The organism is Cupriavidus taiwanensis, from assembly GCF_900249755.1.
In the GTDB taxonomy this organism is placed as follows: domain Bacteria; phylum Pseudomonadota; class Gammaproteobacteria; order Burkholderiales; family Burkholderiaceae; genus Cupriavidus; species Cupriavidus taiwanensis_D.
This window is the reverse complement of the sequence record NZ_LT976854.1, coordinates 516654-540264: the sequence shown is the minus strand read 5'-3', so window position 1 is coordinate 540264 and position 23611 is coordinate 516654. Positions and strand designations below refer to the sequence as shown.

19 protein-coding genes are annotated in these 23611 nt (G+C 69.9%); 9 read left to right on the top strand and 10 right to left on the bottom strand.

Annotated elements, in window-relative coordinates; translation table 11 throughout:
• From CBM2594_RS18235 to CBM2594_RS18210, 6 genes are all read right to left on the bottom strand, one after another.
• Positions 1–1014 (bottom strand): porin (locus CBM2594_RS18235; protein ID WP_147310446.1); only part of this gene is annotated, 1014 nt, incomplete at its 3' end.
• A 66-nt stretch (positions 1015–1080) separates the two neighbouring features.
• Positions 1081–2085: a Bug family tripartite tricarboxylate transporter substrate binding protein gene (locus CBM2594_RS18230; protein ID WP_116359672.1), complete on the bottom strand. Its 1005-nt coding sequence runs from the start codon at positions 2083–2085 to the stop codon at positions 1081–1083.
• A gap of 101 nt (positions 2086–2186) precedes the next feature.
• The gene (locus tag CBM2594_RS18225) at positions 2187–3332 is read right to left on the bottom strand and encodes an acyl-CoA dehydrogenase family protein (RefSeq protein WP_116358224.1); all 1146 of its coding nucleotides are present in this window, start codon (positions 3330–3332) and stop codon (positions 2187–2189) included.
• 47 nt (positions 3333–3379) lie between these two features.
• Positions 3380–4612 carry an acyl-CoA dehydrogenase family protein gene (locus CBM2594_RS18220; RefSeq protein ID WP_116358223.1) on the bottom strand — a complete coding sequence of 411 codons (1233 nt, stop codon included), beginning with the start codon at positions 4610–4612 and terminating at the stop codon, positions 3380–3382.
• Positions 4613–4623: 11 nt separating this feature from the next.
• Entirely contained in the window at positions 4624–5298 is a 675-nt protein-coding gene (locus CBM2594_RS18215) for an enoyl-CoA hydratase/isomerase family protein (RefSeq protein ID WP_116358222.1), read from the bottom strand.
• Positions 5295–6518, bottom strand: a complete 1224-nt coding sequence (locus CBM2594_RS18210) for a CaiB/BaiF CoA transferase family protein (protein WP_116359671.1) — start codon at positions 6516–6518, stop codon at positions 5295–5297. Before CBM2594_RS18210 ends, CBM2594_RS18215 begins: the two co-directional genes overlap by 4 nt.
• A gap of 198 nt (positions 6519–6716) precedes the next feature.
• On the opposite strand from CBM2594_RS18210, the gene CBM2594_RS18205 reads away from it, so the two are divergent.
• The 5 genes from CBM2594_RS18205 (at position 6717) to CBM2594_RS18185 (ending at position 13867) form a co-directional block, all read left to right on the top strand.
• Positions 6717–7649 carry a LysR family transcriptional regulator gene (locus CBM2594_RS18205; RefSeq protein ID WP_116358221.1) on the top strand — a complete coding sequence of 311 codons (933 nt, stop codon included), beginning with the start codon at positions 6717–6719 and terminating at the stop codon, positions 7647–7649.
• Positions 7650–7868: 219 nt separating this feature from the next.
• The gene (locus CBM2594_RS18200; RefSeq protein WP_116358220.1) at positions 7869–9122 is read left to right on the top strand and encodes an alkyl sulfatase dimerization domain-containing protein; all 1254 of its coding nucleotides are present in this window, start codon (positions 7869–7871) and stop codon (positions 9120–9122) included.
• A 9-nt stretch (positions 9123–9131) separates the two neighbouring features.
• Positions 9132–10160 carry a Bug family tripartite tricarboxylate transporter substrate binding protein gene (locus CBM2594_RS18195; RefSeq protein WP_232346666.1) on the top strand — a complete coding sequence of 343 codons (1029 nt, stop codon included), beginning with the start codon at positions 9132–9134 and terminating at the stop codon, positions 10158–10160.
• 339 nt (positions 10161–10499) lie between these two features.
• Positions 10500–11657: an MFS transporter gene (locus CBM2594_RS18190; protein ID WP_116358218.1), complete on the top strand. Its 1158-nt coding sequence runs from the start codon at positions 10500–10502 to the stop codon at positions 11655–11657.
• A gap of 191 nt (positions 11658–11848) precedes the next feature.
• On the top strand, positions 11849–13867 hold the full coding sequence (locus CBM2594_RS18185; RefSeq protein WP_116358217.1) for an alkaline phosphatase D family protein: 2019 nt from the start codon (positions 11849–11851) through the stop codon (positions 13865–13867).
• 11 nt (positions 13868–13878) lie between these two features.
• Here the strand turns inward: CBM2594_RS18185 and CBM2594_RS18180 are convergent, their stop codons facing one another.
• Both CBM2594_RS18180 and CBM2594_RS18175 read right to left on the bottom strand, forming a co-directional pair.
• On the bottom strand, positions 13879–14808 hold the full coding sequence (locus tag CBM2594_RS18180; protein ID WP_116358216.1) for a 2-hydroxyacid dehydrogenase: 930 nt from the start codon (positions 14806–14808) through the stop codon (positions 13879–13881).
• Positions 14809–14810: 2 nt separating this feature from the next.
• Positions 14811–15593, bottom strand: coding sequence for a class II aldolase/adducin family protein (locus CBM2594_RS18175; RefSeq protein WP_116358215.1), 783 nt, complete (start codon positions 15591–15593; stop codon positions 14811–14813).
• A gap of 108 nt (positions 15594–15701) precedes the next feature.
• Here CBM2594_RS18175 and CBM2594_RS18170 point away from each other — a divergent pair, with 108 nt between their 5' ends.
• Together CBM2594_RS18170 and CBM2594_RS18165 are read left to right on the top strand one after the other, a co-directional pair.
• Positions 15702–16406, top strand: coding sequence for a Crp/Fnr family transcriptional regulator (locus tag CBM2594_RS18170; RefSeq protein ID WP_116358214.1), 705 nt, complete (start codon positions 15702–15704; stop codon positions 16404–16406).
• A gap of 144 nt (positions 16407–16550) precedes the next feature.
• Positions 16551–16961: a hypothetical protein gene (locus CBM2594_RS18165; protein ID WP_116358213.1), complete on the top strand. Its 411-nt coding sequence runs from the start codon at positions 16551–16553 to the stop codon at positions 16959–16961.
• An 81-nt stretch (positions 16962–17042) separates the two neighbouring features.
• On the opposite strand, the gene CBM2594_RS18160 is transcribed toward CBM2594_RS18165, so the two are convergent.
• Entirely contained in the window at positions 17043–17939 is an 897-nt protein-coding gene (locus CBM2594_RS18160; protein ID WP_116358212.1) for a LysR substrate-binding domain-containing protein, read from the bottom strand.
• Between the two features lie 113 nt (positions 17940–18052).
• On the opposite strand from CBM2594_RS18160, the gene phnA reads away from it, so the two are divergent.
• Entirely contained in the window at positions 18053–19273 is a 1221-nt protein-coding gene (gene phnA / locus CBM2594_RS18155) for a phosphonoacetate hydrolase (protein WP_116358211.1), read from the top strand.
• Positions 19274–19312: 39 nt separating this feature from the next.
• The gene (locus CBM2594_RS18150; RefSeq protein ID WP_116358210.1) at positions 19313–20965 is read left to right on the top strand and encodes a Na/Pi cotransporter family protein; all 1653 of its coding nucleotides are present in this window, start codon (positions 19313–19315) and stop codon (positions 20963–20965) included.
• Between the two features lie 1137 nt (positions 20966–22102).
• On the opposite strand, the gene phnY is transcribed toward CBM2594_RS18150, so the two are convergent.
• Positions 22103–23548 (bottom strand): phosphonoacetaldehyde dehydrogenase, encoded by a 1446-nt coding sequence (gene phnY / locus CBM2594_RS18145; protein ID WP_116358209.1) that lies wholly within the window; start codon positions 23546–23548, stop codon positions 22103–22105.
• Between the last annotated feature and the right edge of the window lie 63 nt (positions 23549–23611).

Genomic DNA, 23611 nt, shown 5'->3' with positions numbered 1-23611 from the left:
CCGCAACCCCACACTCACCGACTTCGCATCATCCCCGCTGCCCGGATCGATCACGATGCTGTTGTTGCTGACGCTGCCGCCGGCGCTGTTGTGCACCAGCACCGCGCGCACGTAGGCCGTGGTGCGCTTGCTCAGGTCGTGGTCCCAGCCCAGCGTCAGCGCCAGCGGACGCTGGCCGCCGCCCAGGATCTGGCGCCTGAGCGCGGCGGCCTTGAAGGTGTCGCGCTGCGTCACGTTCCAGCTGAAGGTCACGCCGTAATGGCGTGCCGAGCGGGTCTCGGGCCGGTTGCTGCTGGCCGCGCTGAACAGCAGGCCGATCTCGACCGGCTTGAAGCGGTACGAGCCGCCGACGAAATGGTTCGACGTCAACGTCGGCTCCACCGGCACATTGGCGCCCGAATACATCCCCTGGTAGCTGTAAAACGCATAGGCGTTGCCGGCCTCCCAGGTTGCGTTCATGCCGAAGTTCAGCCCCGAGCGCGCCGACCCCGGCACCTCGCCCGGCGCCACCGCCGCGCCGAAGCCAAAGCCGCCCCACTTGGGCGAGAAGTACTGCACCGCGTTGTCGAAGCGCGCGCCGTAGGCGACGTGTCCGGTGCCCTGCGACGCGGTCGCGCTCAGCAGGTTGAACGGCGACACCGCGCCATTGAGCAGGAACGGGTCCAGCCGCAGCAGCGCATAGAACGACGGCGTGTACTGCCGCCCCAGCCGGAACTCGCCCCAGTTGCCTGACAGCCCCAGGTAGGCCTGCCGCCCGAACAGCCGGTTGTTGCCGAAGAACTCCATGCCGGTGTCGATATTGAAGCCCGACTCGACCAGGAAGTTGGCCTTGAGCCCGCCGCCGAGGTCTTCGATGCCGCGGATGCCCCAGCGCGATGCGGCCTGCTGGCCTTCGCGCATGCGCACCACGCTGTCCGAGCCCTTGGCGTATTCGACCGATGCGTCGACCACGCCGAACAACTGCATGGTGCCGGCTGCGGCATTGCCCGCGGCCAATACCACGCCCATGGCCACGCCCATCGCCATCCACTGTGTTGCCTTCACGCTTTCTGTCTCCCGTCCTCGTTGTTGTGTCTTGCCCTACTTCGCCTGCAGTCCCGCCACCTTCACCACCTCGCCCCATGCCGCCAGGTCGGCGCTGAGCAGCTTGCCGAGATCCGCCGGGCTCGACGGCGCGGCCGGCTGCAGGTTCATCGCGGCGAACTTGGCGCGGTCGGCCGGGGTCTGCAGGATGCGGTTGACCTCGGCGTTGAGCCGCTCGACGATGGGCGCGGGCACGCCCCTGGGCCCGAAGATCGCGACCCAGCTGGCCTGCTGGAACGGCACGCCCTGCTGCGACATGGTGGGCACGTCCGGGGCGGTCAGCAGGCGCGCCGGGCCGGACACCGCAATGCCGCGGATGCGGCCGGACTTCAGGTGCGGCACCGACGAGATGGCATCGGTAATGCCGATGGTGACGTGGCCCGCGGCGAGGTCGTTGCTGCACTGGGTGGCGGTCTTGTATGGGATGTGGCGCAGGTGGATGCCGGCCTTCGCCTTCAGGTATTCCATCGCCAGGTGGCCGCCGGAGCCGACGCCCCACGAGCAGTAGGCCAGTTCGGTCTTGCTGCCCTTGGCATAGGCGATCAGCTCCTGCAGCGTATGCACCGGCACGCTGGCGCTGACCGCCAGCAGGTTGCCGCCGGGCTGGCTGGGGCGTGCAATCGGGGTGAAGTCCCTGACCGGGTCATACGGCAGCGACGGCGTGGTCCAAGGGTTCACCGTCATGGTCGCGGCGTAGGTGAACAGCAGCGTGTAGCCGTCGGGCGCGGCGCGGGCCACGGTCTCGCTGGCGATGATGCCGTTGGCGCCGGGGCGGTTGTCGACCACCACCGGCTGCTTCAGCCCCGCCGTCAGGCGCTCGGCCACCAGCCGCGCGGTCTGGTCGGTCACGGTGCCGGCGCCCGACGGCAGCACCATGCGGATCGGCTTGCTGGGGTAGGCGGCCTCGGCGTGCGCGCTGGCGGCGCCCGCCAGGGCCAGCGCCGCGGCCAGGGCCGCGCGCGTGGCGCGCATCCTGCGGGCACCAGTGTGCTGGCTGCTCATATTGCTGTCTCCGTTGCGGCGCATTGGCCGCGCATGCCGGTACGTTGCCGGCGTGTCGTCCGCGGGCGCGCCGGTTGCCCGGGCGCCCTCTCTGAACCGGCTCAGGCCTGCGCCTGTGCCGCGTGATCGATTGCCGCCAGCCGCTCGTAGTGCCAGTCGGCGTCACCGAACAGGTTGGCGTGCGCGGCCAGGCGCTTGTAGCAGTGGCCGACTTCCATTTCGTCGGTCATGCCCACCGCGCCGTGCAGCTGCACCGCGTCTTCGCCCAGCGCACGCCCCGCTTCCGAGACGAAGGCCTTGGCGTACGACACCGCGCGCATGCGCGCCAGCGCATCGCGCTGCAGCGCGTCGGCCGCGGCTTCGGTGATGGCGCGCGCCTGCTCGACGCTGACGTACAGGTCCACCAGCCGGTGCCGGATCACCTGGCTGGCGGTCAGCGGCCGGCCGAACTGTTCGCGCGTCGCCAGGTAGTCGCGGGTCAGGTCGAACGCGCGCGACATGGTGCCGACGGCTTCGGCGCAGGTCATCACGGTGGCGTGGTCGATGGCGGCCTCCACCAGCGGCCAGGCCTCGTCGCGCGGGCCGATGCGCGCGCGCTCCGGCACCACGGCGCGGCGCAGTGTCACGCTGGCGGTCTGGCGGCCGTCATAGGTTGGCAGCGGCTCGACGCTGACGCCGCGCGTATCGGCCGGCACCGCGAACAGGGTCAGGCCGTGGCGGTCGCGGCGCTGGCCGCTGGTGCGCGCCAGCACCAGCAGCAGGCTGGCGCTGCCGCCGCCCAGCACCAGCGTCTTGCGGCCGTCCAGCGTCCATTGCCCCGCGGCGCCGGCTTGCGCGGTCGTGCTGACGTCGAAGGCGTCATAGCGCCCCTGCGTTTCCCAGGCAGCCAGCGCCAGCATGGCGCCGCCTTCGGCCATCGCCGCCGCGGCGGCCGCGTGGGCGGGATCGCCGCAAGCGGCCAGCAGCGGCGCGCACAGCGCGGCATTGGCCAGCCAGGGCTCGGCGGGCTGGGCGCGGCCCAGTTCCTCGGCCAGCAGCGCCTGGTCCGCGGCGTCGCCGAGGCCGCCGCAGGCTTGCGGCAAACCCAGCGCAAGCCAGCCCATATCGGCAAACGCCCGCCAGTGCGTGCGCGAGAAGCCCTCGGGCCCGGCCAGCGCGGCGCGGCGCTGCTCGAAGCCGTAGCCGCGCTCGACATAGCGCCGCACGCTGTCGCGCAGCATGCGGCGATCGTCCGTTGCATCGCTCATGTGTTCGTTTCCTTATGCAGAGGTTGCAGCCGCCGTGGCGGGCAGTGCTACAGGCCCAGCACCTGCTTGGCCAGCAGTTCGTGCTGGATCTCGCTGGAGCCGCCGGCGATGGTGTAGCCGCGCGTGACAAAGCGGCGCGCCGACGCCGCGGCGGCGTACGCGGACTGGCCCGGTTCCGGCGCGGCCGGTTCGAAGTGCGCGGCGCGGTCATAGGCCAGCGTGCCCGGCCCCAATGCATCGACCGCCAGGTTCTCGATGTCCTGGATCAGCCGGCTGCCGAGCAGCTTGAGCATGCCGGTCTCGGGCCCCAGCGCCTGGCCCGCGCGCGCCTGCCGGCGAAAGCGCAGCACGGTGGCCGCCAGCGCCTCGAGCCGCACCTCCAGCGCGAGCAGCCGGCGCGCAAACCACGGGCGCTGCAGCAGCGGCTGGCCGCCCTCTTCCAGCTCCGCGCCGATGGCGCGCACCTTGGCCAGCCGGCGGCGGTTCTCGGCCACGCGCGCCAGGTTCAGCCGCTCATGCTCGAGCAGCGACTTGGCGATGGACCAGCCGGCGTTCTCGTCGCCGACGCGGTTCCCGACGGGCACCTCCACCTCGTCGAAGAACACCTGGTTGAACAGGTGCCAGCCATGGATGCCGACCAGCGGCCGCACGCTCACGCCGGGGCTGCGCATGTCGATCAGCAGGAAGCTGATGCCCTGCTGCGCGCGCGCCTCGGTATTGGTGCGCACCAGGCAGAAGATCCAGTCGGCGTACTGCGCGTAGGAAGTCCAGATCTTGCTGCCGCTGACCACGTAGACCTCGGTGCCGTCGGGCCGGGTCTTGCGCACTGCGCGCGTCTTCAGCGAGGCCAGGTCCGAGCCCGCGTTTGGCTCGGAATAGCCCTGGCACCACCAGTGCTCCTGGTTCAGGATGCGCGGCAGGAAATACTGCTGCTGCGCCGGCGTGCCGTAGCGGATCAGGATCGGGCCGATCATCTCGAAGGTGATGCCGCCGCTCTCGGGCGCGTGCGCCAGCACCAGCTCTTCCTGGAACACGGCGCGGCGCTCGGGGCTCCAGTCGCAGCCCTGCCATGCGGCGGGCCAGTGCGGCACCAGCCAGCCGCGCGCGGCCAGCCGGTGCTGCCAGTCGACCAGTTCCTGCTTGCTGACTTCCAGCCCGAGGCGGACTTTCTCGCGCACGGCATGGGGTAGTTCGCGCGCGACGAAGTCGCGCACTTCGGTGCGGAACGCCTGCAGCGAGCGGTCGTCGTCGGCAAATCCGGTAGTGAGGGAATCGGTCATAGCGTGTGTCCTCAAGCGTTGTGGTTGCGCGCCAGCGTGGCCGCGCGCATGCCGCCCTTGATCGTGGCCACGCCCTCTGCCGGAAAACCGCCGATGGTCGCGGCCAGCCCGCGCGCGCGGTCCAGCACCTGGGTGTCGTCGACCACCTCGGTGGCGATGCCCAGGCGCAGCAGCTCCGGCGCGGGCACGCGGTCGCCCAGCAGGCACAGGCGCGCGGCCACGGCTTCCGCATGGCGCAGCGCCAGCCATTCGGCATTGCGCGGCGCGGCCATGCCCAGGCGGATCTCGCCGATCTGCAGGAAGGCGCCGGCGCCGCACACCAGCAGGTCGCCGGCCAGCGCCAGCGCCGCGCCGCCATTGATGGCATGGCGCTCGAGCGCCACCACCCAGGCCTTGCGGCTTTGGCGCAAGCCCTGGTGCACGCGCTCCCACACCGGCGCGAACGCGGCCAGCCCGCCCGCTTCGGCTTGCAGCGCCTGCAGGTCCAGGCCGGAACAGAAGCCGCCGTCGGCGCCGCGCAGCAGCACCGCGCGCACGCTGTCGTCGGCGGCCAGGGTCTCGATGGCATCCCCCAGCGCGCGCGCCAGCGCCATGTCGATGGCATTGCGGCGCGCCGGGCGGTTCAGCACCAGCTCGGCCCAGCCGGCGTGGCGCAGCAGCAGGACGGCAGGCTGCGGCGCGTTCATGCTGCCTCCTGCTCGACGTGTTCCGCGCCGATGCTGCCGGCACGGGCCATGGCCTCGATGTCGGCAGCGCCGTAGCCCAGTTCCGCCAGCACCTCGGCGGTATGCTGGCCAAGCCGCGGCACCGCGGGCAGTCCGCCGTCCGGCAGTCCCGCCAGGGTGAAGGGCAGTCCGGGCAGCTCCAGCTGGCCGCCCTCGCCGTCGGCGACGGGCCGCAGGATGCCGCTGGCGCGCACGTCGGGGCTGGTCTTGACCTGGTGGTAGTCGCGCACCACGCCCACCACCACCTGGTGGCGCTCCAGCAGCGCGCGTGCGGCATCGCCGCTCAGGTGGCGCAGCGCGTCGTGCAGGATGGCCAGCAGCGCGGCGCGGTGCTGCACCCGCAGCGCATTGCTGGCAAAGCGCGCGTCGTGCGCCAGCGCGGGCTGGCCGATGGCCTGGCACAGCCGCGCCCAGTGTTCGTCCAGATACGCCGACAGCACGATATGGCCGTCGGCCACCGCGATCACGTCGGCGGCCGGCGCGGCCTTGGGCTGGCTGTTGCCGCTGCGTACCGGCAGCGCGCCGGAGCACTGGTACTCGGCCCACAGCTGGGCTTGCAGCTGCACGCCCACCGACAGCAGCGAGGTCTCGATGGTCGCGCCGGCGCCGGTGCGCCCGCGCCGGAACAGCGCGGCCAGGATGGCGTTGCCGGCGGCCAGCGCGGTGGCGGCGTCGATCAGCGCGAAGCCGGCCTTGAGCGGCTGCCCGCCGGCCTCGCCGGTCACCGACATCATGCCGCTCTCGGCCTGCGCGGCAATGTCCAGCCCGGGCCGCGTGCGCGACGGCCCGCGCGTGCCGAAGCCGCTGATGGAGGCGTGGATCAGGTCGGGACGCGCCGCGCGCAGCGTGCCCGCGTCCAGCCCCAGCGCTTCCATCACGCCTGCGCGGGTGTTGTGCAGCACCACGTCGCTGGCCAGCGCCAGCCGGCGCGCGGCGTCGCGCCCGCCGGCGCTGCGCAGGTCCAGCGCGATGCCGCGCTTGCCGCGGTTGTAGGCCAGGAACATCGGGCTCTGCGGGCTGGTGCCGTCAAAGCGCCGCGCGCTGTCGCCGCGCAGCGCCTCCACCTTGACCACGTCGGCGCCCAGGTCGGCCAGCATCATGGCCGCGCCCGGCGCCGCGATGAACTGCCCGAACTCCGCCACGCGTATGCCTGCCAGCGGCAGGTCTTGCTGCATTGCCATGCGCTTGCGCTCCTCGAAGATGCCGGCGCGGCCGGCGGTTTGCGTCGATGTGCAGCGATCATGCGCGCGCACCGCGCATCACGGCAGATCTCAGAACGGCTGCGGTGCAAACCGTGGGTTAGCACCCCGGGTTATCCCGAGGCCGCCGGATTGCCGCTATGCTGTGCGCCCTGGGCAACGTCTGAACGGGGACCATCCATGCGCCTGAGCCAACTCCAGGACTTCATCGCCGTGGCCGAGCACGGCAGCATTCGCGCCGGCGCGCGTGCCCGCGAGGTATCGGCGCCGGCACTGACCAAGAGCATCCGCCAGCTCGAGGAAGAGCTGCACGTGCCGCTGCTGACCCGCACCACCCGCGGCGTGGTGCTGTCGCGCTATGGCGAGGCCTTCCTGCGGCGCGCGCGCCTGATCGCCACCGAGGCGCGCAAGGCCAGCGACGAAATGAGCCAGATGCTGGGCGCGCGCAACGGCGTGGTGCGCGTGGGCGCCGCCGGCGGCCCGGCGCACCTGCTGCTGCCGGCGGTGCTGACGCGCTTCCGGGTCCAGCATCCGGACGTGCTGGTGTGCATCGACAGCGGCGGCTATCCGTCCCACCTGGACGAGCTGCGCGCGGGCGTGATGGACATGGCGGTTAGCCCGGTGCCGGACGAGGGCATCGAGCGCGAGTTCACCTGCGAGCCGCTCTACAACAACGATTCGGTGGTGGTGGCGCATCGCGAGCATCCGCTGCGGCACGCGCGCCGGCTGCGCGAGCTGATCGGCTCGGACTGGGTGCTGACCGGCCAGCGCATGCACGGCCCCGGCGCCGCCATCCTCGACGCCTTCCGCGCGCACGACCTGCCGCTGCCGCGCGTGGCGGTGCGCTGCGACACCATCGGCATGATCCAGTCGCTGCTGCAGGACCGGCACCTGCTGTGCATGCTGCCGCGCCAGCTGGTGCCGGGCCAGCTCGCCGCCGCGGGGCTGGTGCCGCTGCCGATCGAAGACCAGCTGCCCAGCCACACGGTCAGCCTGATCTACCGCGCCGATTCGCCGATGACGCCGGTCGCCGCCCAGTTCGCCACGCAGCTGCGGCGCGAAGTCCACTACCTGACGCAACTCCCCGACAGCCCGCTGCGCCGCCCCGCCTGAGCGCGCGCTACCGCAGCGCGCGCCTCGCGGGAACTGCCTGTACCGGCACGGTGCTAACCAGTGGTTTACATCTGAAATTCCCAAACCCCTGCCGTGCCGCACCGGCGCTGGCTTTGCGGCCGGTGCTGCGCGGCGCGGCGGGATTTTCCCCAATCCCTGCGCAGCGCCTTCTTGCCTGACAGTGGCACCGGACACCAACCGGATTGCAGGGAGGCAAGCATGCAGGACATCGAAGACCGGCCAGCGGCGCTGGTCACGGGCACGGGGATCGACAGCGCGGGCGACGGCGTTTGGCTGCTGCACGGGCAAGGCCAGAGCTTCGTTGCGGACGTGGGCGAGGGCCTGCTGGTGGTCGACAGCGGCCCGGGCGGGCGCGTCACGCGCGGCATGATCGAGGCACTGCGCACACAGAGCGATTTGCCGGTGCTGGCGATCTGCTACAGCCACGGCCATATGGGCTACAACGCCGGCCTGCAGCAATGGCTGGACCACGCCGCCGCGCGCGGCGAGCCCGCGCCGCGCGTGCTGGCCCATGTCAACGTGCTGGCGCGCCAGGCGCGCTACCGCGAGACCCAGCGCATGCAGGAACGCATGGCCGAGATCCAGTTCCGCCAGCCGGCCGGCGCGCTGGCGGGCAAGCTGGTCCACTTCGAACCCACCGAAACCTTTGCCGATGGCCTGACGCTGGGCCGCGGCGAGCGCCGCGCGGAAATCCTGTGGGCGCCGTCCGAGACCGACGATGCCGTGGCGGTGTGGCTGCCTGGCCGGCGGCTGCTCTACGGCGGCCCGGCGGTGATCGACTCGATCCCGAACATCGGCACCCCGTTCCGCACCCTGCGCGACACCGTGCGCTGGGCCGACACGCTGGAGCGCCTGGCGGCATTGCAGCCGCGCGCGGTGGTGCGCGAGTTCGGCGCCACCGTGCACGGCGAGGCCGAATGCCAGCGCGTGCTGTGCGGCACCGCCCGCGCCTTGCGCTGGCTGCGCGCCGAGGTGGTGCGGCTGATGAACGCGGGCTGCAACGAGCGCCAGATGCTGGCCGCGCTGCAGCCGCCCGCGGCGCTGTTCGACCAGCCCTGGATGTGCCCCACCTACGGCGACCCGAGCTATATCGCGCGCGACATCTACCGCTCCGAGAACGGCTGGTGGGACCGCAACGCCACCACGCTGCATCCGGCGCCGCCGCGGCAGGCCGCGGCCGAGATCGCCGCCGCCGTGGCCGACCACGGCGCGCTGCTGCGCCACGCGCAGGCGCTGGCCGCGCGCGGCGACACGCAGCTGGCGCTGCACGTGATCGACGTGCTGGCGCTGGCGCCCGCTGACACCCCCTCCGTGCGCGAGGCGCGCCGGCTCAAGGCCGCCTGGCTGCGCCAGCGCGCCACCCAGGTGCGCAGCTATGTGTCGCGCAGCCTGTACGGCGCCGCCGCCGACGCGCTGGAGAGCGAAGCGGCGGACAACTTCGGCCTGCACTAGGAAGACCGCATGAAACACAACATGGCACGTGCCAGCGTTACCGCCACCCCGCTGCCCGATCCGCGCCGGCGCGCGCTGCTGCGCGGACTCGCCGCGCTCGGCCTGGGCGCCGCGGGGAGTCCGCTTTACGCCAGCAACGCCTGGCCCGCGCGCCCGATCCGGCTGGTGGTGCCGGCGCCGCCGGGCGGCGGCACCGACCTGTTCGCGCGCACGCTGGCAGCAGCGCTGGGCAAGGCGCTGGGCCAGACCATCGTGGTCGACAACAAGCCCGGCGCGACCGGCATCATCGGCAACGATGCCGTGGCCAAGGCCAGCCCCGACGGCTACACGCTGCTGTTCACCTATGCCGCCGCGGTGGTGATCAACCAGACCCTGCAGCCCAGGCTGCCGTATGACGGCCTGCGCGACCTGGTGCCGGTGGCGCAGATCGGCGCGGGCGGCAATTTCCTGGTGGTGACGCCCGACTTCCCCGCGCGCACGCTCAGGGAATTCGTCGACCATGTGCGCAAGCACCCCGATGCCTACGACTACGGCTCATGGGGCATCGGCTCGGGCGGCCACCTGACCATGGCGGCGCTGGGCCTGCAGACCGGCATCAAGCTGCGCCACGTGCCGTACAAGGGCGTGGCGCCGATCCTGGCGGACCTGCGGGGCGGCGTGATCAAGGCCGCCTTTGTCGATACCTCGTCGTCGCTGCCGCTGATCCGCGCCGGCAAGCTGCGCGCGCTGGCGGTCAGCGGCACGCGCCGCGCCCCGGCCACGCCGGAGGTGCCGACCATGACCGAACAGGGCTATCCGTTCGACACCGACAGCTGGTACGGCCTGTTCGCGCCCGCCGGCACCAGCGCCGCGATCGTGCAGCGGCTCAATGCCGAGGTGAACCGGCTGATGTCCGAGGCCCCGATGCGCGAGCGCTTTTTGCAGCTGAACATGGGCATGGCGCCGCCGAAGACCGCGGAGCAGTTCGCGCAGACCGTGCGCGCGGATGTGGGGGTGTGGGGCAAGGTGATACAGGCTAACCACATTACTGTCGATTGATGCCGGCGCCGTTCCCGCTAGCCGTTTGCCAGGCAAGCAGATCCCGCTCCGTCATTCCCGCGAAAGCGGGAATCCAGCGACTTTGAGAAGCGCCAGCGCTTCAAAGCCACCGGGTCCCCGCCTGCGCGGGGACGACGTGTCGGTGCTTGAGCCAGGTCAGCATCGCAGATGCAGCCCCCTCTCCCGCAAGCGGGAGAGGGGAGCAACCCGGCCTCTTGCCGGTTCGCCGCGACTGTCGTAAGGTGGCGGCTCCTGGGATAACCGAAGCCTTGCCTCGAAACCCGCCGACCCACGGCCGCAGCGCCCCTGCCGCGGCCGTCCATCCGACGGGAGTTCATCGTGGACAGGCGCGTCTATCTGCTGACGGCAACGGTATTCCTGGCTGGCATCGCCGAGAACATCTGCATCGGCATCCTGCCTTCGCTCAGTACTGACCTGGGCGTCTCGCTGGCGTCCGCCGGACAGCTCACCACCATTTTCTCCGCCGTCTTCGCCGTCACCGCCTTGCTGGCCTCGGCGCTGCTCACGCGCGGCGACCGCAAGACGCTGCTGCTGGCCGCGCTTGGCGTATTCGCGCTCGGCAACGGCGTGGCCGCGGCCAGCCCCGGCTATGCCGTGCTGTTCGGCGCGCGCGTGCTGATGGCCGCCAGCTGCGCGCTGGTGATCCAGCTCGCGGTGATGCTGGCCACCGCGCTGGCCGCGCCTGCGAGCCGCGGGCGCGCCATCGGCCTGGTCTTTGCCGGCATCAGCGGCTCGCTGGTGCTGGGCGTGCCGGCCGGCATGGTGCTGGACCAGTGGGCCGGCTGGCGTGCGGTGTTTGGCACGCTCGCGGTGCTGGCGCTGCTGCCGGCGGCGCTGCTGTGGCGCGGCCTGCCGCGCTCGCCGTTGCGGCGCACCGCGTCACTGCGCGGGTACTGGCAGGCGCTGGCCGATCCGCGCGGGCTGTGCGCGCAGCTGGTGTCGGTGGCGATGATCGGCGGGCATTTCACGCTGTTCGCTTACCTCAGTCCTTACCTGCAGGCCCACCTTGGCGCCGATGCGCGCGCGCTCACCGCGTGCTACGCCGCGTTCGGCGTCGCCGGCGTTACCGGTGCCTGGCTGGGCGGCTGGTGCTCGGACCGCATCGGCGCGGCGCGCGCGCTGCTGGCGTGCCCGGCGGCGTTCTGCGTATCGATGGCGGCGCTGCCGCTGGCCGCGGTCTCGGCCTGGCTGCTGCTGCCGGCGCTGCTGGTGTGGGGCGCGCTCAGCTGGTCGGTCTCGCCGATCGTGCAGAACTTCCTGGTGCGGCAGGCACCTGCTGACGCGGACGCGCGCATCGGCATCAACGTGGCGGCGATGCATGTGGGCGTGGCGCTGGGCGCGGGGGTCGGCGGCGTGATGGTGGACCACGGCGCGCTGCTGCAGACGCCGTGGCTGGGCAGCGCGATGGTGGCGCTGGCCTTCGGCCTGGCGCTCGCCGCCGTGCGCGGGCAGCGCTGGCGCGCCGCGCTGCCGTGAGGCGCAGAGGTCGCCAGACAGTCGACTTCTTCCTATATCGATGTCGGAGCCTCACCGACAGCGAGCGCGCCACCCAGCCACTAGTATCGATTCAGAAAAACAGCACGCCCCCACGAAAAACCGGTGCCGCAAGCGGCATCCGGGACCGGCTGCGCGCTGCATGGAACGACAGCAACAACAGGAGGAGCGCCATGGACCGCCGCCAGTTTCTGAAGTGGGGAAGCTTCCTGACCGTCACCGTGGCCACCGGCGGGCTCAGCGCCTGCGGCGGTGGCGATGACGATCCGGCGCCGGAACCGGATACCGGCAACCCCGAGAACTTCAATTTCGTGCATGGCGTGGCGTCGGGCGACCCCCGCCCCGACAGCGTGATCGTGTGGACCCGCGTGGAGGGGGCCAACGGCAAACGGCCGGTGGTGGTGCGGCTGCAGGTGTCGACGCAGCAGGATTTCGCGCCGCCCACGCTGCTGGTCAACCAGCCGCTGATGGCGCTGCCCGACTGGGACTACACCATCCGCAACAAGGTCACCGGCCTGAGCCCGGGCACGCGCTACTTCTACCGCTTCCTGCTCGGCAACCGCCCCAGCACCACCGGCCGCACGCGCACCGCGGCCGCGGCCGGCACGCCGCTGGCGCAGCTGCGCTTTGCCTTTGTCAGCTGCCAGGACTGGAACGCCAACCACTGGGCCGGCATGGAAGAGCTGGTGCAGCAGGACCTGGACTTCATCGTCCATGTCGGCGACTACATCTACGAAGCCGTGCCGGGCGGCTCGCGCGCGGGCAACGTCGAAGACCGCCACACCGCGCTGCAGCTGCCCAACGGCACCGCGCTGCCGGATGGCAGCGTCTACGCCACCACGCTGGACGACTACCGCTACCTGTACCGCAGTTACCGCAGCGACGCGCGCCTGCAGGCGCTGCATGCCGCCTTCCCGATGATCGCGATCTGGGACGACCACGAGTTCTCGGACAATGGCTGGCAGGACCGCCAGACCTACAACATCGCCGACGACCAGACCCCGCGCACCGCGCGCCGGCGCGCCGCCAGCCAGGCCTGGTTCGAATTCATGCCGGCCGACGTCACGCTGGACCAGAACAACCCGTCGTTCCAGAACATCCAGATCTACCGCGCCTTTACCTTCGGCAACCTGGCCACGCTGCTGATGACCGACGAGCGCCTGTACCGCGCCGACCACATCATTCCCGAGCAATCCGTCGGCCGTTCGATCGGCAGCCTGTATTTCGTGCCGACGGCCACGCTGGCCGCGGCCGAGGCGCAGAAGATCGCCGCCGCCGGCAATGCGCTGACGCCGGTGTCGATGCTGGGCGACACCCAGCGCGCATGGTGGCAGGACCGCATCGGCGCCGACGCCACGACGTGGAAGCTGTGGGGCAACCAGCTGTCGCTGCTGCGCATGCAGGTCGACGTGCCGCTGGCGGTGGCACGGCTGATCGCGCGCGCGCTGGTGGCGGCCAACAACGCGCTGGCCTCGCTCGAGACGGCGATCGCCAACGCGCTGGCCGATGACCTGCGCGCGGCGCGCACCGCCGGCACCTATGTCAACCTGGCCTATACCGCGCTGCGCAACGTGCTGGTGCAGGCCGGCATCGACAGCGCCGCGTTCGACGCCAACATCAAGCCGCTGATCGAGGCCCGGCTGCCGGCGATCACGCTGCTCGAACGCTTTATCCTCAATGCCGACCAGTGGGACGGCTTCAACGCCGAGCGCAAGAACCTGATGGCGTTCCTGAAGACCAACGGCATCCGCAACGTGGTGGCCTTGAGCGGCGATATCCACGCCTTCTTCGGCGGGCAGGTGATGGACGACTACGATGCCGCGGCGCCCGCGCCGGTGATGGTCGACCTGGTCACGGCCGGGCTGTCGAGCAACACGCTGCTCAGTTCGTTCCGCACCGTGGTCGATACCGATGCCGCCTTTGCCGCGCTGCGCGAGCTGATCTACAGCAACGTGGGAGGCACCATCGTCAATACCTTCGATGCCACGCTGCGCGCCTTCAACCCGTGGCTGCGCCATGCCGACACCAACGCCGAGGGCTACGCGCTGGTCACGCTGACACCGCAGAAGCTGAGCTGCACCTTCCACACCCTGAAGCCGCTCGCCGGCGGCACGGCGCCGGCACTGCCGGCCACCGCCAGCACAAGGCTGCTGGAAGTGGCGGCTGGCACCGCCGACGTGACCGTGACCTAGCCGCGCCGGCCTCAGTACCCGGCCTGCCGGTCCACCAGGTTCAGCAGCGCGCGCCCGTCGCGGGCGCGCCGCAGGTTTTCAATGCACTGCTGCGCCACCAGCGGGTACGACGGATCGGCGGCGATATGCGGCGTGGCTTCGATGCGCGGATGGTTCCAGACCGGGTCGTCCGCTGCCGGGGGTTCCTTGGCGAACACGTCCAGCGCCGCGCCGGCCAGGTGGCCTTCGTCGATCAGCGCGACCAGGTCGGGCTCGACCACATGCTCGCCACGGCCGACGTTGATGAAGTACGCCCCCTTGGGCAGCCGCGACAAGGTGCGCCGGTCGAGCAGCCCTTCGGTGCGCGGCGTCAGCGGCAGCGTGCAGACCAGGATGTCGCTTTGCGCCAGCATCGCGTCCAGGCCGTCGTCGCCGGTGAAATCGGTCACGCCCGGCAGATGCTTGGCGGCACGGCTCCAGCCGCTGACCGGGTAGCCGATGGCGGCAAACATGCGCGCCACCTCGCTGCCGATTTCTCCCAGCCCCAGCACGCCCACGCGGCACTGCGCGGCATCGCGCCCCGCATGGCGCTTCCATTCGCCGCGGCGCTGCTGCTCGGCGTACAGACCCAGCGAGCGGGTATGGCGCAGCGCCATCGCCAGCACGAAGCGGGCAATGCCGGCCTGCTGGCCCGGGTCGACGATGCGCGTGACCGGGATATGCGCGGGCAGGTCGGGCGCGGCCAGCAGCTTGTCGACGCCGGCGGTGGCGGCGCACACCAGCCGCAGGTTCGGATAGGCCGGCACCACGCCGGGCTTCAGGCCCCACGCGATGATGGCCTCGACCTGTTCCGCGACCGCGGCCTCGCGGCCGTTCCACACGGTGATGTCCGGCGCCGCCTCGCGCAGCAAGGCGGTGATGGGAACCGCCATGAACGACGGCAGGTGAACGAGAATGGCCATGATCAGTTGCGGTAGTCGGGGTTGATGCGGTCGAGGCGGCGCAGCAGGCCCGGCCACGCGAGGTTCGAGCCCTTGCCCTTGGTGGCCTGGCGCGCCTGCTGGCCCATGTTGGCACTGGCGGATTCGGGCACCCGCGTCAGCGGCGTGCCGCCGCTCTGCGCCAGGATCTGGATGCGGCACGCCGACTCCAGCGTGTACATGGTCAGGAACGCGTCCGCCACCGTGCGCCCGCAGGTAAGCAGGCCGTGGTTGCGCAGGATCATCTGCTTGCAGCGGCCCAGGTCGGCCACCAGCCGCGCCTTCTCGTCCTCGCGCAGCGCCACGCCCTCATAGTCGTGGTAGGCCAGCCCGGTCAGCGCGAACATCGCCTGCTGCGACACCGGCAGCAGCCCGTCCTGCTGCGCGGACACGGCGACGCCGTGCGCGGTATGCGTGTGCATCACGCAACCGACTTCCGGGCGCGCCTCGTGCACGGCGCTGTGGATGATGAAGCCGGCCGGGTTGACGTCATACGGCGTGTCCAGCACGGGCTGGCCGTGGTGGTCCACCTTGACCAGGCTCGACGCGGTGATCTCGTCGAACATCATGCCGTACGGGTTGATCAGGAACTGGTCCGGCGCATCGGGCACGCGCGCCGAGATATGCGTGAAGATCAGGTCGTCCCAGCCGAAGTGCGCCACCAGCCGGTACGCGGCGGCCAGGTCCACACGCATCTGCCATTCGGCGTCGGAGACGCGGTCTTTGATGCAGTCTTCTGCGGTTTCGACGAGCTGGACTTGCGCCATGTGGGCCTCCCGGGGGCATGTGGGTCATTGATTCGCTGCATTGTCCCGGCGACCGGCGCCAAAGTCTGTTAAGTGTTAGACAATCTCGGCTCCGGCAAGGAGAGCGATGTGAAGGGTCAGGGAAAGAGAGCCGCGGGCAGGGACGAGCCCGTGCGCGCGCTGCCGCGCAGCGTGCTGGCCAGCGGCTGGCTGCGCAACGCGCCGGCGCGCGTGCTGGATGCCGTGGCGCATGCCGCACGCCGCCAGCGATTTGGCGACGGCGAGATGATCTTCGCGCGCGGCGATCCGCCCACGTATTTCTGCATGGTGGTGTCCGGCCGCGTGCGCATGAGCCGCGTCAGCAGCGGCGGGCGCGAGTCGGTGTATTCCGTGATCGGGCGCGGGCGCTGGTTCGGCGAGATCTCGCTGTTGGACGGCAAGCCTCGCACGCACGACGCCTTCGCGGTCGGCAACACCGAGCTGCTGGTGCTGGGCCAGCGCGATTTCCACCGCATCCTGGCCACGCATCCGGAAGGCATGCAGCTGATCGTGCAGCAGATCTGCGCGCGGCTGCGGGTGGCCTTCGACCACGCGCAAAGCGCGGCGCAGGCGCCCAGCGACGCGCGCATGGCGGCGCGACTGCTGGAGCTGGCCGACCGCACTGACCACGTGGTGCGCATCAGCGCGGAAGAGCTGGGCGACATGGTCAGCCGCTCGCGCCAGACCGTGGCCAAGACGCTGCAGGCGTGGCAGGACGCAGGGCTGATCCGCCGCGCCTACCGCCAGATCGAACTGCTGGACCCGGCCGCGCTGAAGCGCCTGGCCAGACGATGACGCTGTCCCGCGTGCGCAAATAACCTGCCCTGCGCGCGATGGCAAGGCTGGTTAACGACCGTTGCAAAAACAAACAGAATGTCAGGTGCCCCGTTGCTACAGTGGCCTTTCCCTTGCCTGTAGGCGTTTCTAGGAGGTACACGAATGAAGCAACATCTGGCGAAATCCCTGGTCATGGCGGGTGCGATCATCGCGGCCGCACCGCTGTTCGCGCAGCAGGCCCAGCCACTGCAGCCGAGCCAGCCGATGCCGATGACACAGCCGATGCAGCCGATGCAGCCCGCCCAGCCGATGCCGTCCGCGCAGCCCGTGCAGGCGATGCCTGCGGCCCCGTCGGCGCAGATGGCACCCGCGGCACCGGCCGCCCCGGCCGCCGGCGGCAGCTATGCACAAGCCCCCGTGCCCCCGGCCCAGCCCGGCATGGCCGCGGCGCCGTCCGATCCGTCGCTGGCGGGCGGCACGGTCTCGGCCGTGGACCCCGCCAGCATGAGCCTGGCGCCCGATGCGCTCGGCACGCGCCTGGGCCAGCGCAGCACCTTCCTCGACGGCGCCTGAGCGCCGGCCGGCGCGGGTCCGCAGCGCGGGCTCGCGCCACGCCTCCCCTCATCACGTCACGCGCGGGCGCGCCCCGCTCAGCTACCCCTGCGCCGCGGCCGCGCCCTGCTGCTGCAGCCATTCCAGGAAGGCACGCAGGTGCAGCGGCTTGTCGGCATCGCGCGGCACCAGCGCATGGTAGGTGTTGCCCGGCGCGCGGATCGCGCCGAACGGCGTGGCGATGCGCCCGCCGGCACGGTCCACCTCCAGCGTGGGGAACGTGCCGATGGCAAAGCCCAGGCTGTCCGCCACGGCCTGCAGCGTGACAAAGAAATGGTCGAAGCGCAGCGTGCGCACCGGCAGCAGCGACGCATGCCCCGCCTGCTGCAGCCATGACTCCCAGCTGCCCGGCCGCGTCTCCGTGTAGAGAAACACGCCCTCCACCAGGTCTTCCACGCCTTGCAGCGGCAACTGCCGCAGCAGCGCCGGGCTGGCGATCACGGTCTGGTACTCGGTAAAGACCGGCATCGACTCGAACTGCTCGCCGCGCTCCAGCGTGCGCCGTATCGCCACGTCGAAGGTGCCGTTGAAGCCGGCCTCATTGCTGAACGCGGTCGAGACCCTCACGTCGACCTCCGGCTGCAGGCGCCGGAAATCATCCAGCCGCGGAATCAGCCAGCGCATGGCAAAGGTGGCCGGCGCGTTGACGCGCACCACCTTGCGCGTGGCGATGCGGCCATAGCGCTCGGACGCGGCGCTGATCTGGTCGAACGCCGTGCTGATCTCGCGCGCGAAGGCCTGCGCGTGGACGGTCGGCACCATGCGCTGGCCCTGGCGGATAAACAGCGGCTGCCCCAGCCATTGCTCCAGGATCTCGATCTGCCGGCTGACCGCGCCATGGGTCAGGTTCAGCTCGCGCGCGGCGGCCGAATAGCTGCCGGCGCGCGCGGCTACCTCGAAGATGCGCAGGGCGTTGAGTGGGGGCAGCTTGTGCGGCATTGTGAGATTTCCTGACAGGATCTGGAAAATAAACTCGTTTGTGAGAGTTTATCGCTTAACTTAGCATCGATCTCAGGCAAATCCTCGTCACAAATCCTGCGCAAAGAGACCCCATGAGCACCCCGATCCAGGCCAACGGCCACACTTACCAGTTCCCCGCCCGCCCCACCGTCATCGTCTGCATCGACGGCTGCGAGCAGGAGTACATCAACCTGGCGGTGCAGGCCGGCGCGACGCCGTTCTTCGCCAGCCTGGCCGCGCGCGGCACCGTGCTGAGCGGCGACTGCGTGGTGCCGTCGTTCACCAATCCCAACAACCTGTCGATCGTGACCGGCGTGCCGCCGTCGGTGCACGGCATCTGCGGCAACTTCTTCTACGACACCGAGGCCGGCGCCGAGGTGCTGATGAACGACGCACGCTACCTGCGCGCGCCGACCGTGCTTGCCGCCGCGGCAAAAGCCGGCGCCAGGGTCGCCGTGGTCACCGCCAAGGACAAGCTGCGCGCGCTGCTGGGCCACGGTCTTGAGGGCATCTGCTTCTCGGCCGAGAAAGCCGACCAGGCCACCATCGAAGAGAACGGCATCGACGACGTGCTGCGCAAGGTGGGCATGCCGCTGCCCTCGGTCTACAGCGCCGACCTGTCGGAGTTCGTGTTCGCCGCCGGCGTGGCCCTGCTGGAGTCCGAGCGGCCCGACCTGATGTACCTGTCCACCACCGACTACGTCCAGCACAAGCACGCACCGGGCACGGCGCAGGCCAACGCCTTCTACGCGATGATCGACCGCTACCTGCAGCGCCTGGACGCGCTCGGCGCGGTCATCGGCGTGACCGCCGACCACGGCATGAACGCCAAGACCGACGCGCTCGGCAAGGCCAATATCCTGTTCCTGCAGCAGGTGCTGGACCAGCGCTTCGGCACCGATGCCACGCGCGTGCTGCTGCCGATCACCGACCCCTATGTCGCCCACCACGGCGCGCTGGGCTCGTATGCCACCGTCTACCTGCCCGCCGGCACCGACCAGCGCGCGGTGCACGAGGCCATCGCCGCGCTGCCCGGCATCGAGCTGGTGCTGGACAAGCGCGCCGCCAGCGAGCGTTTCGAACTGCCGCCCGACCGCATCGGCGACCTGGTGGTGGTCAGCGAACGGCTGACCGTGCTCGGCACCACGCCGGCGCGGCATGACCTGAGCGGGCTGGATGCGCCGCTGCGCTCGCACGGCGGCCTGTCCGAGCAGAAGGTGCCGCTGCTGTTCAACCGCAAGGTCAGCGTGCCGGCCGGCCAGCGGCTGCGCAACTTCGACATCCTGCGGCTGGCGCTGAACCACGCGGACTGACGGCCACCGACCGACGACCAACACAAGGGGAGCGGCGCCATGCAAATCCTGCTTTCCCTGATGTCCGGGGTTGCACTGCTGATCTGGGGCGCGCACGTGACGCGCCACGGCATGCTTGCGTTGCTGGGGCCGCGCTTGCGGCTGGCGCTCGCCGCGGGCACGGCCAGTCCCGCGCGCGGCTTCCTGGCCGGGCTTGGCGTGACCGCGCTGATCCAGAGCAGCAGCGCCACGGCGCTGATGACAAGCGCCTTCGTCGCGGGCGGGCTGGTGTCGTTGCCCGCGGCGCTGCCGATCGTGCTGGGGGCCGACGTCGGCACCAGCCTGATGGCGCGCCTGCTGTCGGTCGATATCTCGTGGCTCTCGCCGCTGCTGCTGGTCACCGGCATTGCCCTGCGGCTGTCCGGCAAGGCCAGCGTGCGCGGACAGGCTGGCGAAGTCATCGTCGGGCTGGGGCTGATCACGCTGGCCTTGCAGCTGATCCGCCTTTACGCCGCGCCGCTGCTGCACGCGCCGATCGTGCACGCGATCTTCACCTCGCTTGGCAACGACGCCCTGCTGGCACTGGTGATCGGCGCGCTGCTGGCCCTGCTCGCATACTCCAGCCTGGCCGCGGTCCTGCTGACCGCAACGCTGGCCGTGGGCGGCGTCATCGGCCCGGCCACCGCGTTGCCGCTGGTGCTCGGCGCCAACCTGGGCAGCGGCCTGATCGCCTGCCTCGCCAATTCCGGCAGCGCCCCGGCCGCACGGCGGGTCTCGCTCGCCAACCTGATGTTCCGGGTGGCAGGGATACTGGCCTTCCTGCCGCTGCTGGACGCCATGCCGTGGCTGCTTTCCCGCCTGGGCAGCAGCGCCGCGACCATGGCCATCGACTTCCACATGGCATTCAACGTGGCGCTTGCCGCAACGCTGATCTGGTTCGTCAAGCCGGTGGCGTCGCTGTGCAACCGCTGGCTGCCCGATGCGCACGACGACGCCGCGCCCGGCGGCGCACGCTACCTGAGCCAGAACGACCTGCGGCACCCGTCCGTCGCGCTGGGCAACGCCACGCGCGAAGTCGTGCGCATCGGCGACGTGATCGAGGACATGCTCAGCGGCATGAAGCTCTCGGTGACCGGCAACGACCGCGTCATCAACGCGCGCTGCCGCGCGCTGGACGACCGGATCGACGACCTCTATGCGTCGGTCAAGATGTACCTGACGGATGTCGATGCCGGCAGCCTTGACGATGACGATAGCGCGCGCTGGGACGAGATCATGCTGGTCAATATCAACCTGGAATATGCGGGCGATATCGTCGAGCGGATCCTGGCGGACCTGGACCAGCGCAAGCTGAGCCGCAACTACCGGTTCTCGGACGAGGGCAGCGGGGAATTGCTCGAGTTGTGCGACCTGCTGGTGGCGAACTTGCGGACCAGGATGTCGCTGTTCGTTGCCAACGACCGGGAAGCGGCGGGATTGCTGCGGGAGTGCGCAAATGAGTTCCAGGCACGCGCCGAGCGCTTCATGGCGCGGCACATTGCGCGGGTGGCGCAGCGGCGGGCTGCGAGCGTGGAGACTAGTGGGTTGCATTTGGATGTGTTGCGGGAGTTGGTGCAGATGAATGCGTTGTTGTGCGTGGCACCGGGGGGTGTGCCGGGGGTTTTGCGTGGCACGGTTGGGGAAGGTGGGGCGGTTCTGGTGGCGGGTGTTTGAGGGTGGTGGGCGGCTGATGGCTTGTTGCCATGCGACAGGTTGCCGCTCTTGGCAGGCGCGGCTGTTTCGCCGGCGTAGCCGGCGAGTCACTTTTTGGCCGAGCGCCAAAAAGTAACCGAAAAGCGCGTCGCCTGTGCGGCTGGGAATCAATTCCACGGCGTCAGTGGTTCGGGCGGTGGTGATTTCCGTCTGGCGTGGGTGCCCGTTCGAACCTGCTAACGCTATGTGAGTTAGGGGTGGTGCCTGCGATAACCCACTTTTGAACGATCCCAACCAGGGCGTAGGCAGCCTGCTGCTGGCGTCAACGCGGGGACGCCTTCGGCTGCGCTGCGCGCCGGTCCTATCGCGGCGGGTGGGCTCTGGCATGGAACGCGTCGCTGCGCTCGCTTGGCGCTGGCAGGCCGCGGCTGCCGGGGGCTGTTTTGCTGGGAAGGCCCCACTTCGTTGAGGCTCCCGCCCTCTCCCCCGGCCCCTACCCAGGAACCTTCGCTAAGCCTTTGATTTGGGTAGTGCCACCAACGAATCAAAGACCACCGTCATTCCCGCGAAAGCGGGAACCCAGCGACTTTGAGAAGCACTTGCGCTTCAAAGACACTGGGTCCCCGCCTACGCGGGGACGACGTGTCGGTGACTGGGAGCAAGCCGGCATGGCCAGCGTGCGGGCTACTCTCCCGCAGGCGGGAGAGGGGAGCAAACCAGTGGTAGTGGATGCGGGCGCGGGCGCCGGCGCCGGCGGGGCGCGCTCGAGCGCCAAGCGAGCGCAGCGACGCGTTCCGTGCCTGGGCCACCGACCTGAGATACTGCCTGCGCAGCAGCCGTAGGCGTCCCCGCGATGCGGCTAGCAGCAGGCTGCCTACGCCCTAGTTTGGGATCGTTCAATAGTCGGTTATCGAAGGCGTTGCCCCTAACTCACATAGCGTTAGCAGGGTCGAACGAGCACCCACGCTAAAGGGAAATCACCACCGCGAGAACCACCAACGCCGTGAAATTGATTGCCAGCCGCACAGGCGACGCGTTTTTTGGTTACTTTTTGTCGCTCGGACAAAAAGTGACCCGCCCAGCAGGGCGGAACCAGGCGGTTCAAACGCCGACAGCATGTCACCAACAGCGACCAACCACCCCCCAGGACAAAAAAACCTACCACGGCAACGAATACGTCTTCGTATTACAAAAACTCTTCATCGCCTCCAACACCCCCTCCTTGTACCCCAACCCAGAATCCTTGACCCCCCCGAAAGGCGTCAATTCAAGCCGATACCCCGGCACCTCCCGCACATTGACACTCCCAACCCTAAGCTCCCGCACAAAGCGCGTAATGTAGTCCAGCCGGTTAGTACAAACCGACGACGACAACCCATACGCCGTGCCATTCGAAATCCGGATCGCATCATCGATATCCTTGAAGCGAATCACCGGCGACACCGGCCCAAAGGTTTCATGCTTCACCACCGTCATCTCCGGATCCACATGATCCAGCACCGTCGGCGAATACAGCGCCCCGCGCCGGATATTGCCGTAGCGCAGCGTCGCGCCAGCGGCAATCGCCTCGTTGACCACCTTCTCGAACTGGATCGCCGCGGCCTCGTCGATCACGGTGCCCATGTCGACCTTCGGGTCCATCGGGTCGCCGTAGTTGAGCGCCTCGGTCTTCTGCACCAGCAGTTCGATAAAGCGCTCGGCCACGGCTTCATGCACCAGCATGCGCTTGATCGCCGTGCAGCGCTGGCCCGAGTTCTTGTATGAGCCGCTGGCGGCCAGCGTCGCGGCTTCTTCCAGGTCGGCGTCTTCCATCACGATGATCGGGTCGTTGCCGCCCAGTTCCAGCACCTGGCGCTTGTAGGTCGCCTTGGCGGCGATGTACTTGCCGATCGGCACGCCGCCGGTAAAGGTCACCAGGTCGACGTCCGCGTTCGTCAGCATCTCGTCGGCGATCTCGCGCGGGTCGCCGGTGAGGACCGACAGCATCTGCGGCGGCAACCCGGCTTCATACAGGATATCGGCCAGCATGTACGCCGCCAGCGGTGTCTTCTCGCTGGGCTTGAGCACCATGCGGTTGTTGGTGGCGACCGCCGGCGCCACCTTGTGGATGACCTGGTTGAGCGGGTGGTTGAACGGCGTGATCGCGGTGATCACGCCGAGCAGCGGCTCGCGCAGCGTATAGACCTTGCGGCTCTTGCCGTGGTGGGTCAGGTCGCACGAGAACACCTGGCCGTCGTCGACCAGCGCCTGGTTGGCGGCGAACAGCAGCACGTCGGAGGCGCGGCCCACTTCGTACAGCGAATCCTTGCGGCACAGCCCGGATTCCAGCGTGATGGTGCGCGAGATCTCGTCCAGCCGCGAGGCGATGATCTCGCCGGCGCGCATCAGGATCTTGTAGCGCTCGTAGCGCGTCAGCGTGGGCTGGTAATCGCGCGCGATGCGGTAGGCGCGGCGCACGTCGTCGAGCGTGGCCCTGGGCACGGTGGCGATGACTTCGCCGGTGTACGGGTAGGTCACCTCGATCACGTCTTCACGGTAGATCTTTTCGCCGGCGATGCGCAGCGCTTCATGGCGGATGTCGGGGATGGCGTGCAATGCAGTCATGGTATTTGCCCTCGCGGGTATTTGAGCAGGGAGTGAAAGACGATGCGGCCGTCGCAGGCGGGC